Genomic DNA, 14,717 nt, shown 5'->3' with positions numbered 1-14,717 from the left:
CAACGTGACCCCTGACACTTATTTTTTGGAATACACGATTTTCTTAATGCTGTCGATGGACAGGAAAAACTGATCCGACAATTGATTCATGGTAACTCCGTAAGAAAATTGCTGACGGATCTTATCGTTTCTATGGTTCAGATATGTTCTGCTTCCTGTATTTTCGCCCCACTTCTTGCGCAATCCTTTCGGCTTAGGGACGTATACGATACCGCCGCCGTGAACATATTTCTGAATTTCCTTCAGCAATTCTGCAGGAAATATTTCATCTGCATTGATATACTTCATTCCAGACTCTGCTCCTTATGAAAATAGTTGATTTTCAAGGCAGCAAAGTTTGCAAAATAAATCAAAATCACCCGATGTGAATTCAGCGGTCATATTTAATCAGCTCCATACAAACAACCGCCGTTGTTTATATTGCAAACCTGCATGGAGCGAACCTTAAACCTTCCCATAACGATCCTCCTTTGTAGAATCCTCTCTCAATTATATAATACAGACAGGGTTTGTAACCTTCTGGAAGATCCGGCCATCTAATTAATGAATTTAATCATTTAATATATCGATCATTAACCCTTTGAAGGGAGGTTTTTAGTTTTGGAATTTGAGCAGGAACTAGAGGTTGAGCGCGCCCAGAAAGGAAGTCATGAGGCGTTTATCCATCTCATAAAGCCACTAGAGTTACAGATGTACAACATAGCGAAGGCGATTGTCAGACAGGATGAGGATTGTGCCGATGCAATGCAAGAAGCCATATTGAAAGCCTACAAGTCGATTGCTAATTTAAGAAATCCGTCTTTTTTCAAAACATGGCTGTTCCGCATCCTCATTAACGAATGCAATACGATTCTCCGCAAACGCAGTAATGTGGTATCCCTGTTCGGCCATGAGGACGCACAAAGCTCTACACCGAACACAGATTTGAACATAGACCTGCGTGAAGCTGTGTACAGATTGGAAGAAGTGTCGCGAACGATCGTTATTTTGCACTATTTTCATGATTTGCCTTTACGCCAGATTGCAGAAATGCTCGATTTGAATGAAAGCACTGTTAAGACACGTCTCCATAGAGCCCGGACAACGTTGTCACAGTGGCTGGCTAATCACAGGGAAAGGAAGATTAACGTATGAACAATGACCTTAATCACGAACTTGAGCAGATGAAGGAAGAAGTACAGGAATTACCGGAAATGATCAGGTCACGTCTCGACAATACTTATCAGAGCTTGGAGAAAGGTTCCCTGCTCAATCATAAAAAACGACCTGTACGGAAGAAGCGGCGTTTGGCTGGCATACTGGCCGCAGTTGCTGCATCAGGATTGCTTATTATCGGATCGGGTTTCATCTCCCCTGTGATGGCCGAAACGCTAAAGAATATACCGATTGTTGGAAGTCTCTTTTTAAAGGTAGGCGATGAAGGACTTAAAACAGCAAGCAAGCAGGGACTAACGACTGATGCAAATCAGAGTGTAACTCATGATGGAACTACACTAAGTATCTCAGAGCTACTGTATGACGGTAGCCGTATTTCCATGGTACTAACGCGAGAAACAAGTGATGGTAAGAATGAAGCGTTTGGAGATTGGTGGGACCATATAAATGAAAAAAAAGAAAGTAGTTACATACGATTCTTTGCAGATGACAAAGAATTAAATGTTGGCTATAGCATGTCTTACTCAGCAGAGGACACAAAGAATTCTACCATTGTAACTTTGGTACCAGACAGCTTACCTGATGAATTCAAATTAAGTGTCGTGATCTGGGACATAGAAACCCAGCAGCAGTTCAAAATCAACATTCCGGTTAAGAAGAGTACGCTAAATAATGTGATTCTGACGTCGGAAGAACTAAAATCACATGACAATATCAATATAAGTATCAAGAAATTTGAAATGACCCCAGCTACGATGCGGCTGGAAGTAACGATCACAGGTAAGCCAGGACAGGACATCCAAGAAATTGCTGAAGATATTCCTGATCAATATAAAGTAATGGGTTCCATTAACATTGATTATGATGTGATGAATGAACAAGGCGAACTAGCTCCATCAATCGGTGCAAGTGGACACGGGTCTGGCGGAATTTTCCAGTACTCTTTAATGTTCGAGCCATTCTCTACTCCTCCGCAAACGATCACCATTAAACCGTACGTTCAGAAAGAGGAGCAAAAAGTGTATATTCCAGAATTGGAATTCCACCTGCCTGTCCCAAAATAAAAAAACAAGCAGCCTGTCACTTTGAATGTGACAGGCTGCTTTGCGTTTAATCGATTCGGTTATTCAAAAATATTATTCCTTTACCGCTGCTTTCAGAATTTCAATTTTTTGTTCCTTAGGCATATCTGTGGTGGTTGAAATACTGTATTCGAATTTGTCGGTGTGCCAAAAAACATATTTTGGATAGATATGCGCCGGGAAGTCATCTTCAAAGAAACCTTTCTTCTTGCTTCCCTCTGAATCCAATGTATATTTAGAAATGGCTAATATGTCTTTTCCGTTCGTATACTCAAGACGGATGGTTGCCGCCTCTTTCCAATCTATCTTTTTCACGTAGATCGGCTTTCCGCTCTTTTTACCTTCGGCTCTTACTTCATCAATGAACTTTCCTTCTGTTGGACCTTCAATTCTCACTTTGGAGAATTTATATCCCTCTGGGAGATTTGAAGGGTGCTCCAAGATGGAGCCCTCCAAAGTAGAAGCTTTTTTCAAGTAGTCCTCGTATGAGGTGTAATGATCTATCCCTCCCCAATAGCTTAGATCAAGTCCGCTGTTCAAGTCTTTATATTTATGATACAAGACATACATATCACCCGACTCTTGGGTTAGCTCCTTAACTCGATCGATCTCACTTTCGATAAACTTTTTGTCCTCTGCAGGTATAGCTTTGGCTGCTTCCGCTGCTTTTTTAACAGCTTTTTCGTGTTCTTTCTTGTAGCTCTCAAGATTCTCCGAAGAAGCCATGATTTCCTTAGGAAGGCTATAATTCAGCTGATTATTCACAGCGGATTTTGAATCCTGTTCCAATTGAACGGAAGCCGCTTGTGGAGCGCTCTTTGCATCGTTTTCCTTAGCATTAACCAGCGTCACGCTGCCAAGCGCCAGAATCATCGTCATCCCCAAAATGGACAGGCGATAAGATTTTTTGTTAAAGTGTTTGATCATTGTAAGTCTCCTTTTCATTTGTTTATGCGTGGCGGACAGGCCGGCAAGCCCCGGCTGATGATGGTTTCCCGAAAAATATTCCAGCACATGGATGATCGTTTGCCCGTATGCATTGTTTTGCTGCGGGCTCATCCGATCCAGCATGCATGCATCGCAGGCCATCTCTTGATCCTGCCTTGCTTTATGTACGGCAAGCCATAATAATGGATTAAACCAATGAAGGATCAGAATAATGTGCATGATCCAATTCACCGCCACATCCCAGCGCCGTATATGGGCGAACTCATGTGCCAAAATATATTGAATTTGTTCCTTTTTCAACGTGACAAGCAAATTAGGGGAAATAACAACCGCTGGTTTATAAAAACCGACCACGGCAGGTCCGGGAATGCTCTCCGACGCCACAAACCGCACTTTACGCTTCACGCCCAATAGCTGCTTCGTCTCATGAAACAATGCCGATAAAAAAGGCGTTTCAATAGAGCGGCCTGCGCGTAGGGCTTGTTTCAATCGAAGGTGGTCGTATATCGTTTTCGCTGCAAGAAACAGCACACCCGCAAGCCAAACCGACATCAGTATACTGGTGAAGCCCATTTGCTTGAACCCGCTCCACCAGAAGTGCGTTTTCTGCGTGTTTCCTGATTCACGAGGCGGAATCGGCGCTTCCCCCGTTTCCCTTATAAGGCTGTTTCTCTCTACTATGAAAGATTGCTCTACATGAGCTGCTGTTTCGCTCTCGGCCCCTGATCCTTTCCACAAATTATGCCAGAACGACGAACCTTGAGTTTGCTGATGAACTATGCCCTCAAGAGAAAAAACATTATACAGGCTAAGCGAAGATTCCGGTGCCCAAGGAAGCAGCAAGCGGATTACTACAGGAACCCAAAGCAAATACTTCCATCTGGCTTCGAGCTTGTTTTTCATTAAAAATTGCAGGATGAGGACAAGGACAATCAGGATACCGGCCATGAATGATCCACGGATTATCCATTCAAAAAAAGATAATAAACTTGCATGCAATGAAGGACTCATCACGTATCTCTCTTTTCCGGTTCACCGTAGCTGCCGTTTTCGTCAAATAGAGCCTTCAGATCTTCGATTTCCTGCGCATTCAGCTTTTTATCCTCTAAGAAATTGGCCAGCATCGGCTTTAATGCCCCGCCATACAGCTTTTTCATAAAGGATTTGGTTTCGGATCGCAGGTATTCCTGCTCGCTGATGAGAGGATAAAACAGTTGGGTACGCTTCGAGTTCGTTTCCAGCTTCGCCCTCGCCGCTTCCTTCTGCACCAATCGGCTGAGAAGCGTCCGGGTCGTATTCGGGCTCCAACCCATTTGATCCGTCATTTGCTTTACGACCTCAATAGATGGGCAATCCGGATTTGTCCATAAGACGCGCATGATTTCCAGTTCTGCATCCGTAATCGATGGTATTTGATTCATGCATGAAACCTCCAAAGTCAATTCACTTAGACTACATATGTAGTTACAATATATGCTACATTTGTAGTTTGGTAATGTCAACATGTTTTGGTAGAGAAAAATATCTCGTTTTGTTACATGCAAAAATGTTTCACACCGCCTGTTGGAACGATGATCTACAAAAGAACCCTATTTAGCTCAAAATATTATTTTTTTACCGCTGCTTTCAGAATTTCAATTTTTTGTTCCTTAGGCATATCTGTGGTGGTTGAAATACTATATTCGAATTTGTCGGTGTGCCAAAAAACATATTTTGGATAGACATTCGCCGGGAAGTCATCTTCAAAGAAACCTTTCTTTTTGCTTCCCTCTGAATCCAATGTATATTTAGAAATGACCAGCGTGTCTTTCCCGTTCGTATACTCAAGACGGATGGTTGCCGCCTCTTTCCAATCTATCTTTTTTACGTAGATGGGTTTTCCACTTTTTTTACCTTCGGCTCTCACTTCATCAATGAACTTTCCTTTTGTTGGGCCTTCAATTCTCGCTTTGGAAAACTTATATCCCTTTGGCAGGTTGGGAGGCTGCGCCAAGATGGAGCCTTCCAAGGTAGAAGCTTTCTTCAAATAATCCTCGTATGTGGTGTAATGTTTGGTCCCTCCCCAAAAGCTTATATCGAATCCATTATTCAATTCCTTGTATTTATGATACAAGACAAACACATCATCCGATTTTTCAGCCTGCTCTTTAATCCTATTCATCTCATTTTCGATAAACTTTTTGTCCTTTGCTGGTATAGCCTTGGTTGATTTGGCTTCTTTTTTCACAGCGGTTTTTGGGGCCGCCGTCTGGGAGGATGCCGCCTCCGCCGCGAGGTTTACGGAAGAACCCAGTAATAAAATGCTGCTTAGTGTTGCGATTGCTACTTTTGTCGCTGCTTTCATTCTGTAATACTCCTTTCCTATAAGTTATAATTTGGTAAGACTACAGCTGTAGTTACTAGTTAATACTACAATTGTAGTTCGGTAATGTCAACATGGTTTGTGAAGAAAAAAAATTTCGCTTTTGTTACATGCAAAAATGACCCGCATGATGAATTTATGCAGATGTTCAAAAAGGGGTATACGGACGATAAGGTTTCTGTTAGTGGTTGTACAAGGCACAGACATCCGAATATGGTGTTTGAGGTCGCTCAAAAGCCTAGCTTTCAGCTAGGCTTTTTGCGGGCAATCATTTTTGTCATCGCATGCTGGTGCGGAATACCGGATGAATTGCAGTCGAATATTACTTCGGAGCTGTCTTGGATCAACCAGTCATGATAATGCGTAAGCAATTCTCCGGAAATCCACTTATACGCATTTGGTTCGTTTTCAGGTGGTGGAGCTATAAACGGTTTATTCACAAAAACATTAAATACATGGATACCGTTCGGATTCGTAAATTGCTTGTAATTGCTGAAAATCTCATCCCTGTAATCTGGCTTGATGTAGTGCAAAACACCGCTAGAGTAGATAATGTCGAAGCTGGAATCCAATCGGTGATCCAAAATATCAGCTTTAAAAACATGAATAGGTACACCGATCTTGTCAGCAAGCCGCTTCGTCTTCTCAATACCGGCATCAGAGACGTCAAATGCAGTTACATCATATCCATTTCTGGCAAAAAACACGGCATCTTTCCCCTCACCGCAGCCAATGTCCAGCAGTTTCAGATGTCTTGTTGGCGGCATCAGTTCAAGCACCTGGTAGCATGTTCGTGACGGCTCAAGTCCCCAATAGTATTCAGGTGTCTTGTATTCTTGCTCATAAATAGTGATTGGCTTATCACTCGAAACATATCCTAAAAGCTTGTCGACGCTCACCCCCAACACCTGAGACAATGCCGGCAGAATGGATATGTCGGGCATCGTTTGAGCCGTTTCCCACTTGGACACCGCCTGATAGGTGATCCCCAGAATCTGTGCGAGCCCCTCCTGTGTTAATCCTTTTTCTTTACGATAAATGTTAATGTTTTTAGCCAGTTTTTCTTTCATTCGTTATCACTCCCTATAGCTCAAGTTTATTAATGATAAAAGGCGTGCACAATAACTTCACAATTGATTTTGGCTGGGATTCAACCCAGAGTTGAATTCAGAGCATAAAAAAAGAGTAGTACAAAGTATTATCCATACTTTGTACTACTCCATTTATCAAATTTTTAGTTAGTCTCAGTTAAAAATAACGGCATCCAGCGAGTAGGCTCCTGCACCCATCAAGGCGACAGCCAGAGCAACAGCTATAATGAGAAGGTTAAACTCATATCCATTTGCTGTTGCCCAGTACCCGTTCTTGCCGTGCACTTTGACGATGGCTCCAAGCATTGCAAGGATAATCAGCGCAGCACCAAGGATGGTCAGAAATCCGGATGCAAACAGCAATCCGCCAACAAACTCCATCAGGCCGGCCATCACAGCCATGGTGACACCAGGCTTAATACCAATCGACTCCATCCAACCGCCGGTTCCTTTCGGACCGTAACCGCCGAACCAACCGAACAATTTCTGTGCACCGTGCGCGATGAACGACAAACCGAGCACCAGACGAAGAATAAGCAATCCTAATTCCATATTCATTATTAATTCCTCCATTAAATTTTGAGTTTAGTTTGTTCACCAAAAAAATCTCGATGTTAAGATATATGTCCAAAAACAGCTTCGATTTCTGATCGATTATGAGCTATTAACGAGCTATTAGGAGCTACAACTTATTCATTCTGAAACTTACCCCTTTCAACTAACTTACTTTAATAAAGTTAATAACCTTGATATTAAGATACTTTATTTATACTCCTCTGTCAACCCTAATATGCCTATTATTTCAGAGCTAAAAAAACATCCGCTGAATTCAGCGGATGTAAGTAAGCTCCATATATTTTCCCTTTAAACCATATATCTATTTCACGGTAAACCCTGGTGGGGTTAACACTCGCTGCGGAGACTCATAATACCCCTTCACTCCAATACCGAGCTGACCAAACTTGTTGTTATACCCGTGCACCCACAGTTTCTCTCCACGAATCCAGTACATATTACGATCAGCCGTTTCAACAAAGGATACATTCTGATACAATTTTCCACTCTTTGTTACAACTGCCGTGTATCCGAAAAAGAGCATCTCATTGTTCTTGGTTATAAGCAGACCCCCATTCTTGCTCAGTGACATCGACTGCACATTTAGATTTTTGCCTACCGAGGTTAATTCTCTTTCGGTAATCTGGATGGGCTTATCTGTAATTTTCAACGGGTTATACATTTGCGACAGCACACGATGACTCAACTGTCTTGCAGTATTATCCCCCCATGCCCACAGTTCATCTTTCCGGTCTCTAGCGACCAGATAATCTCCATTTGCTTGTGCAGATGCCACATCCACAATATTTTTAAATCCGGGCATAACCTTGGCCTGCGTCTTTCCACGAATAATGCTGTTTTTCCAATACCACAGCGTACCGTCCTTTTTCACGGCATACCCACGAAAGCCTCCCATGGATACCGCTTTCACATCACTAATTTCGATTTTACGGTAATGATTATGCACATATTGCTCGGCCCCGCTATTATTCCAGGCAACGCCACCCAACTGATACACATTTCCGTTCTTGGTTAAAACTGCAACAGACCGCTCATACACCTGAATGTCGGCGATAGGCTCAGGCACGAGATCTATAAGCGTAGGAGTCCCGGTTACTTTTTTAATTCCGAGCCAGTTAAGATCGCCCCATCCGTACAATTCCCCCTTCTTGTTCAGAAGCAGGGAAAAGTTTTGTCCAGCCTCTAGCTTATTTACATCTTTAAAGACACCCAAGGAAACAGGCGATAAAATTTCTGCCGCAGACCCTTCCTTGATCTGATTTTTCCGGTTATCTCCCCAACCATACACCGCTCCATTTTTGCTTAAAGCTAATACATGTGATTCACTAGCCGCGACGCTGACAGGGGAAGGCACCTTGATTACACTAGGCTCGTAGGGAATCGCCATACTTGAACTTACGCCTAGCTGGCCTGAATTGTTAGCGCCCCAACTCATCAGAGCACCATCATTCCTAATGCCTAAATAGTGATCTGAGTCGGAAGTGATGGCTGCCATATCATTTAGATCTGAGTATGCCTTACTGCTTAGTGATGACGACCCTGTATCCCATGAATAGAAACGACCATTGTTTTTTAATACAACGGGGCTATCCTTAAAAATCCCAACCACACCATCGGCTATCTTCCCTGGAATTTGTACAAACACTTTATCCGTATCTATGTATGACCAGAACTCAAAGGATTCACTAATGAAAGTCGGGCGTCCGTTCAGAAGGCTTATCTCTTTCATGGCTGGAAGGTCCTTAAGCTTCTGCGGAGTCACGGTGTCCACTCTTTCATGAAAATAACTTTCTGATCCATCTTTGTTTTTCTTGGTGACATTCCCCTGTTGTTTGGAGCTTAAAATAATACTCATGTCTCCCCATGCCCAAACAGCACCGGATTTATCAAGTGCCATGTAGTTGTCTCCATAGAGGCTGTGGTAGCCAATATGTATTTGTTCTATATTGCTCAGCTGCTTCACTGTCGTCAGTTTTACACTAGGCTTAACTATCTTTCCTGTACCTGTGGAGGCTGAGGTTTTGCTTATTTCCCATTTATAGACCGTACCATTCTTGTTCAGAATCAGACCATTTCCATCTGAATCCACGGCGATCTGCGTCGCACCCTTCATTTCGGTAACTTTTATAGGAGTTTCTGATTGCTCATAAATCCCCCATACCCACACGATCCCTTGTTCTGTCAACGTTCCGGCAGCAGCACCGTTGGCCGTAATTTGCTTCACATTCTTTATCGATTCTACTTTCTTAGGAAGGCGCCATTGGGTTGCTTTGCTCGTATATTTCTCACCGGTCAATTCCGGTGGAACATTCCCCCACGCCCACAATGAGCCCTTTCCATCGACAGCATAGGAGGTTCTGTCTCCTGCAACAAATTTATTCTTGTTCTTTATCGTTTGCTGCCATAGAGGCTCCGAATTTCTCGATACAGCCGGTGCCTCTTCTTCCAAGTCAGAGTCATCTTTATATGACTCATACCAATCCGGCTTATCATACAGATCAGATCTGTCACGGACAGGGATTGGAAACGTTGTTGTATATCCGGACTCTTTTCCATGAGCGTTCATTAATGTAATCCCAATTTCTTTATTTATGACCTTGTTTCTGTCTACCGGTGGGGTAACTAAAGAAAAGTATCCCTTCTTATTCACAAGTGCGGATGTTTCGGAAAGGGTGGTGTTCACATATTTCAAACCGTTTCCTTCTTTGACGAATTCACCTGTTGAAATAATAATCTTAACCTGTTCACCGATAACATCCGGAGCCAGCCCTTGAACATTTAGAGAATCATCGTCATTCTGCTTAACATCAAACGTATAGATGGCCTCTTCAGCATGGACTTTCGCTAGGCTGCTTCCATCCAGCATAAAACTCAATAGAAACACAAATACCATTGCCATCTTCAATATTGCAGCCTTGCTCCTCAAAAAGATCACTCCTGTTCGACAACTCTTTGTTATATGAATTAATTATTGTATCGGTTTAATGCATGTCTTACTTTATAGTTCAGGGCATGAAAAAAATCTATCGACGTATCTCTAAGAGGACAGACCGCGCTTAGCGGTAGTTTTTCTTGCGAGATAAGGATGTAGTTACTCCGAAGCTTATACTTTCTTATCTCTTAACAAAAAAACGCACAGACTTTGTCTGCACGCTGGCTAATAATTATAAATCGCTCTAGTTCACTTACAGTTCTGGCTATGCCCGCCTGATAACAGGGATATAAATTTCCATCACCGCTCCGGTCTCTTCATGACAACGCTCATCATAGAACTCAAACTCCACTTTACCAGCAGCGTATTCATAGCCTGAACGAGGAAACCAATCCTCAAAAATATACTTCCACGTTCCGGCAACGGTCTTCACAAATTCCCCATCCGCGTAATCCGCAGGAGGTGTCGTAAACACCGCATAGGTTGCCTCCGGCACGATACCCTCGAACAGCCCTTCCTCCTCAGTGGGCAGCTCATCTCCCTTCACTGCGGCTACATAGGTAAATCTTCCGGTATCCATATCAACAGGAAAACACACAAAGTACTCACCGTGTTCCTTTGGCTGAACCATCTCATACAGCTTGGCTTCAAGCCCAGTAATGTCAAAATGGTTCCAAAATGCCGGGATTTCACGGTCTTTGCGCTTGCTCTCATATGTTGTTTCAAGCGCATAACCAATAATGCTGAATGCCGATTTGCTAATAATCTTCGGCTCCAATATGATGCCTCCTGACAATTGCAGTTTTTTATATAGGGTTAGATCAACCTTACCCGGAATTTGACCACTCGAATGCTTGCGATACTGCTCAGGGGAGCAGTCATATACTTTCCGAAACGCTTTGCTGAACCCTGCATGTGTCTCAAATCCATACTCCATGGCAATATCAATCACACGCTTTCTTCGGGCCAATTCAGCCGCTGCATGAGCAAGACGTCTTCTTCTGACATATTCCATAACGGGCAGACCAACATACGCGGCAAACAGCCTGTAGAAATGGTATGGTGAAAAACCTGCGATATCCGCCAAATCATCCACCGTGATTTTATCTTGAAGGTGTTCCTCTATATAATCGATACTCTTCTGAAAACACTCCATGTAGCTCACGAGCGCGCCTCCCCCCGATCAGTAACTGTTATTGTATCATCACCCGATATCACTTGCTGTTCTAAATTTGTCATCTTCATTGAACCCAAAAAGCAGAGATCCGTTTTAGGACCTCTGCTTCTGCAATACCCCAATTTCCAATTCTACGTTAACAATCTACCCTACGGCCCTGCCTTACATCAGGCTAGACCAAATAATCTGCTTCGTGCCGAGTATAGACTCCGGAATCCAGGAATAAATGGAAGGTACGAACAGGACGACAACAAGCTTCTCGACCGGATCCACAAACAGTCCAGATCTTCCTGCTCCCTCCAGCTGAAATGTCCCTGGAGATTCGAAGGAAAGATGATCAATCGCAAGGTCAAGGCCCAAGGCATGGCCCTTGTCTTTGATCTTGCCGCCCCAGTGATAAGCCGGGACATTGAACAAGTGCCGCCGCGTTAACAGCTCAACCGACTTTCTTCCGAGAATACGCTGACCCTCGAAGGTTCCCCCATCTAACAGCATTTGCCCGAACCTCCACAGATCATACAGGGATGAGTAGAGGCCACTGTCCGAGCGCGGAGGCTGGATGGAATCGCCATATTGTTCAGTGAGCTTCGTAACATCCCTCTCATCAACCGTACATACCTCCGGATGGAGTTGTGATGGCACGTCAAAAAAGGTCCGGCTCATCCCAAGCGGCTGCAAAATATGTTCTATTACATAGTCCTCATACCTTTGGCCGGATATACGGGAGATGATTTCACCAAGTAGAGCAAACCCTACTGTAGAATAGTTGTAGGCTTCGCCCGGCTCGCAAACGACGGGGCCTTGAAGCACTTTGACGATCCAATCCTCCGTACCTCCGGCACCCCACCACTCTCTGGGATATGGCTCATTGTAATAGCCCGTCACCGGCATAATACCGGACGTATGCGTCAATAGATGGAACAGCGTAATTCCCTGATGCATCGGATTGTTGAACTCATCCAAAATCGTAGCCACCGGCTGATCAATGTACAGCTTTCCGTCCTCGATTAGCTTCACGATGGAAACACTGGTAAACGCTTTTGTGATGGAAGATAGCTTGCGCAAGGAGTCCGGCTGCAGCTCTCCCTGACCCGTCGTTCCATGAAGTGTGCCCATGGATCTCCACGCCGCGATCTTTCCCTCATGCGCTACAAGATAACTGGCTGCTTGAATCTTCTTTTGCGACATCAGACCTTGAAAATGTTGATCCAGCTTATTGAGCTGTCTGGAATCCATATGCACCTCCTCGGGCGCTGCACTCAAGGGGCCCTCCAGTACTCTCCAATTGCTCTGCAGAATGCTCATCCATTCTCCCCGCCTTCCTGATATTAGAAACTTTGGACATATTTTAACGAACAAATCTCTTAGCGTCTATATCGATCTTTCGTATTTCATTTCTTAGTATCAAAAATCATTTATTTGTATCCATTTGCCGTGCAAAAAGAGCGGAATCACACCTCCCGGCCCGATTTCCGCTCTCCCATCACTTTTACAGCACGAATCAATAGGCCCACCAATTGCCTGACATTACGATCATTGAGAACAGCTTGATGCTCTCTTCAAAATAACCTTCCGGGGAAGCATTCACTGTATAATTCCATACAGAATTGAGCCAGCTCTGATTCGAGGAGGATGTCATGGCACTTACACCAAACGGAGCGTAAAATGCCCCACTGTTGTATGTGACAATCGCTGATCCATTCAAGTCATACCCGGCACGAACGTTAGCCGGATTGCTGCTTGTAGCGTTTTTAATGAAGCTGTTCATTTTGTTTATTTGGCTTAACGCACGGTTATCACCGGTCAACAGGTAATCTGTTGTGATCCGCCATGGTGTACGCGAGGAGTTATAATAGTACTTTCCATCTTTATCTCCTTCAAGAAAATCAGACGCAGCCGGTTCATAATTGCTGCCTGACATTACAACGAAATCTGGAAGCAAACCGGTATTTGGACTGTAGCTGCTGTGTATCGAGTTGATAATCGTATAAGTCTTGTCCACTACATTAGTCCACCGGGTATCGCCTGTTGCTTTCTGGAATCCCTTCAGATGGTTAAGCATAAAGTCGGAAGGGCGTGTGGCCGTATCATACGAACCGCTTGTCGCCCAGTCGCCAAGACGCAAGGTCCATTGTGACGAATTCACATCGTTGCTCATAATCGCATTAATGATATCCTTAGCCGCTTGCAAGTAATTGATCGATTCGTTACTTCCCCATTGACGGTCTGCCAGAAGCAATGCATATGCGATATCCATATCACCATCCGTTGCGGAGTTGGCTCCATTGATATTTTGGAAGCTGCTGTTCTGTTTCCAGGCCATCAGATACGGATTGTTGTTACTTGGATGAGCTTTATAATATTGATATAGACCATCAAAATAAGCCTGGGCACCATTATCATAACCGGCCATCAGCACCGAAAACAGCATACCGTAACCATGCGCTTCCGATACTGTCTCCCCGGCGGAATTGTATTTCACATAGTATTTCCCGGTACCCGCTGGCTTCAGAAAAGATGATTTCCATGTGTTCCATTTTCTCTTAACCGCGTCATCCATCGTACTTTGCGACACATGATTCGGTTTAATTGATCCACTTACATAGGTCGTATGCTGTGGGAAAGGCTTATACCCCGCAAATGACATGCCGGCTGGAAATATCAAGGCAGCTGTACAGAATAATACAAGGGTTTTACGAAAAATGGATTTCCGGCGTTTAATCATCAACGATCCGCTCCTTTGGGTTGATAGTAGTTAAACTTCATACCATAATCCGGCGCAGCTTGTGCGAATATGGACATCACCTCCTCTAAAGACGGTTGTGATTCTTGGAGCGGAGCTATATTTTTCACATAAATAAAAGATTTACTCGGACGAGTATATGAAGTACCCAGTGGGGTGTAGAACTCAGTTGGTATTAAAAGAGTGGAAATTCGATTACATTCTATTAATTCAATAATATGTAAGTGTTTTCATTATATTGCCGATGTATAATTTTGTAAACTAAAACAAACCGATGGCATAGTGCCCACCGGTTCATTTACAGATTCAAGTTGAAGCTTTACGTCCAAGCCCATAAAAATCCGTCCCGGTCCCATGCAATCCGGCCACCGTGCAGCTTACGAAAAGCCTTTTTTACGTCTTTGGACAAGGACGAATTTCCGTTCTCGTTCACAAACACAAACTGTTCTCCGAAATGTGCCTTTACATACGCTATAGCATCCTCCTGCCGCAGCGTCCCTGTGAATTTGATTTCCTTCACCATCCACTCCGCGACTTCCTGTGCTGTCACTTCCATGAGGATCACCTCCTGCAATAGTCCTACTCTCGATTAATTACATGATCTTCCGCTTTCCCGTCAGGACGGATGGCCTCTATCATAACCTTCCCATG

Annotated in this window: 13 protein-coding genes; 2 read left to right on the top strand and 11 right to left on the bottom strand. The window is 43.8% G+C overall.

Features of this window, described 5'->3' with window-relative positions; genetic code table 11:
- Nucleotides 1–18 precede the first annotated feature (18 nt).
- On the bottom strand, nt 19–288 hold the full coding sequence (locus MNQ98_RS02570; RefSeq protein ID WP_241931782.1) for a CD3324 family protein: 270 nt from the start codon (nt 286–288) through the stop codon (nt 19–21).
- A 312-nt stretch (nt 289–600) separates the two neighbouring features.
- Between MNQ98_RS02570 and MNQ98_RS02565 the strand changes: the two genes are divergently transcribed.
- Nucleotides 601–1,134, top strand: coding sequence for a sigma-70 family RNA polymerase sigma factor (locus MNQ98_RS02565; RefSeq protein WP_241931781.1), 534 nt, complete (start codon nt 601–603; stop codon nt 1,132–1,134).
- Nucleotides 1,131–2,219: a DUF4179 domain-containing protein gene (locus tag MNQ98_RS02560; RefSeq protein WP_241931780.1), complete on the top strand. Its 1,089-nt coding sequence runs from the start codon at nt 1,131–1,133 to the stop codon at nt 2,217–2,219. The genes MNQ98_RS02565 and MNQ98_RS02560 overlap by 4 nt, the downstream gene beginning before the upstream one ends.
- A 72-nt stretch (nt 2,220–2,291) precedes the next feature.
- Here the strand turns inward: MNQ98_RS02560 and MNQ98_RS02555 are convergent, their stop codons facing one another.
- The 10 genes from MNQ98_RS02555 to MNQ98_RS02510 form a co-directional block, all read right to left on the bottom strand.
- Nucleotides 2,292–4,196 carry a M56 family metallopeptidase gene (locus tag MNQ98_RS02555; RefSeq protein ID WP_241931779.1) on the bottom strand — a complete coding sequence of 635 codons (1,905 nt, stop codon included), beginning with the start codon at nt 4,194–4,196 and terminating at the stop codon, nt 2,292–2,294.
- Nucleotides 4,196–4,606 (bottom strand): BlaI/MecI/CopY family transcriptional regulator, encoded by a 411-nt coding sequence (locus MNQ98_RS02550; protein WP_241931778.1) that lies wholly within the window; start codon nt 4,604–4,606, stop codon nt 4,196–4,198. Before MNQ98_RS02550 ends, MNQ98_RS02555 begins: the two co-directional genes overlap by 1 nt.
- Nucleotides 4,607–4,791: 185 nt before the next feature.
- A complete protein-coding gene (locus MNQ98_RS02545; RefSeq protein WP_481856713.1) occupies nt 4,792–5,529 on the bottom strand; it encodes a hypothetical protein in 738 nt (245 codons plus the stop codon).
- A gap of 263 nt (nt 5,530–5,792) precedes the next feature.
- Nucleotides 5,793–6,617 carry a class I SAM-dependent methyltransferase gene (locus MNQ98_RS02540; RefSeq protein ID WP_241931776.1) on the bottom strand — a complete coding sequence of 275 codons (825 nt, stop codon included), beginning with the start codon at nt 6,615–6,617 and terminating at the stop codon, nt 5,793–5,795.
- A gap of 174 nt (nt 6,618–6,791) precedes the next feature.
- Nucleotides 6,792–7,196 (bottom strand): DoxX family protein, encoded by a 405-nt coding sequence (locus MNQ98_RS02535; protein ID WP_241931775.1) that lies wholly within the window; start codon nt 7,194–7,196, stop codon nt 6,792–6,794.
- Between the two features lie 319 nt (nt 7,197–7,515).
- Complete coding sequence (locus MNQ98_RS02530; protein WP_241931774.1) at nt 7,516–10,140, bottom strand: RCC1 domain-containing protein; 2,625 nt, start codon at nt 10,138–10,140, stop codon at nt 7,516–7,518.
- A 271-nt stretch (nt 10,141–10,411) separates the two neighbouring features.
- Entirely contained in the window at nt 10,412–11,302 is an 891-nt protein-coding gene (locus MNQ98_RS02525; RefSeq protein ID WP_241933823.1) for an AraC family transcriptional regulator, read from the bottom strand.
- Between the two features lie 183 nt (nt 11,303–11,485).
- Entirely contained in the window at nt 11,486–12,628 is a 1,143-nt protein-coding gene (locus MNQ98_RS02520) for a serine hydrolase domain-containing protein (RefSeq protein WP_241931773.1), read from the bottom strand.
- A 196-nt stretch (nt 12,629–12,824) separates the two neighbouring features.
- Nucleotides 12,825–14,048 (bottom strand): family 8 glycosyl hydrolase, encoded by a 1,224-nt coding sequence (locus tag MNQ98_RS02515; RefSeq protein WP_241931772.1) that lies wholly within the window; start codon nt 14,046–14,048, stop codon nt 12,825–12,827.
- Between the two features lie 337 nt (nt 14,049–14,385).
- Entirely contained in the window at nt 14,386–14,622 is a 237-nt protein-coding gene (locus tag MNQ98_RS02510; protein ID WP_241931771.1) for a DUF6953 family protein, read from the bottom strand.
- Nucleotides 14,623–14,717: the final 95 nt, after the last annotated feature.

Source organism: Paenibacillus sp. N3/727, assembly GCF_022637315.1.
GTDB lineage: Bacteria > Bacillota > Bacilli > Paenibacillales > Paenibacillaceae > Paenibacillus_AQ > Paenibacillus_AQ uliginis.
This window is presented reverse-complemented; position numbering and strand designations above follow the sequence as displayed.

Excerpts from the sequence above, each read along its gene's own strand:
- MNQ98_RS02570 (WP_241931782.1), bottom strand. The coding sequence starts at position 288 with ATGAAGTATATCAATGCAGATGAAATATTTCCTGCAGAATTGCTGAAG.
- MNQ98_RS02560 (WP_241931780.1), top strand. The coding sequence starts at position 1,131 with ATGAACAATGACCTTAATCACGAACTTGAGCAGATGAAGGAAGAAGTA.
- MNQ98_RS02555 (WP_241931779.1), bottom strand. The coding sequence starts at position 4,196 with ATGAGTCCTTCATTGCATGCAAGTTTATTATCTTTTTTTGAATGGATA.
- MNQ98_RS02550 (WP_241931778.1), bottom strand. The coding sequence starts at position 4,606 with ATGAATCAAATACCATCGATTACGGATGCAGAACTGGAAATCATGCGC.
- MNQ98_RS02545 (WP_481856713.1), bottom strand. The coding sequence starts at position 5,529 with ATGAAAGCAGCGACAAAAGTAGCAATCGCAACACTAAGCAGCATTTTA.
- MNQ98_RS02540 (WP_241931776.1), bottom strand. The coding sequence starts at position 6,617 with ATGAAAGAAAAACTGGCTAAAAACATTAACATTTATCGTAAAGAAAAA.
- MNQ98_RS02535 (WP_241931775.1), bottom strand. The coding sequence starts at position 7,196 with ATGAATATGGAATTAGGATTGCTTATTCTTCGTCTGGTGCTCGGTTTG.
- MNQ98_RS02525 (WP_241933823.1), bottom strand. The coding sequence starts at position 11,302 with ATGGAGTGTTTTCAGAAGAGTATCGATTATATAGAGGAACACCTTCAA.
- MNQ98_RS02520 (WP_241931773.1), bottom strand. The coding sequence starts at position 12,628 with ATGAGCATTCTGCAGAGCAATTGGAGAGTACTGGAGGGCCCCTTGAGT.
- MNQ98_RS02515 (WP_241931772.1), bottom strand. The coding sequence starts at position 14,048 with ATGATTAAACGCCGGAAATCCATTTTTCGTAAAACCCTTGTATTATTC.
- MNQ98_RS02510 (WP_241931771.1), bottom strand. The coding sequence starts at position 14,622 with ATGGAAGTGACAGCACAGGAAGTCGCGGAGTGGATGGTGAAGGAAATC.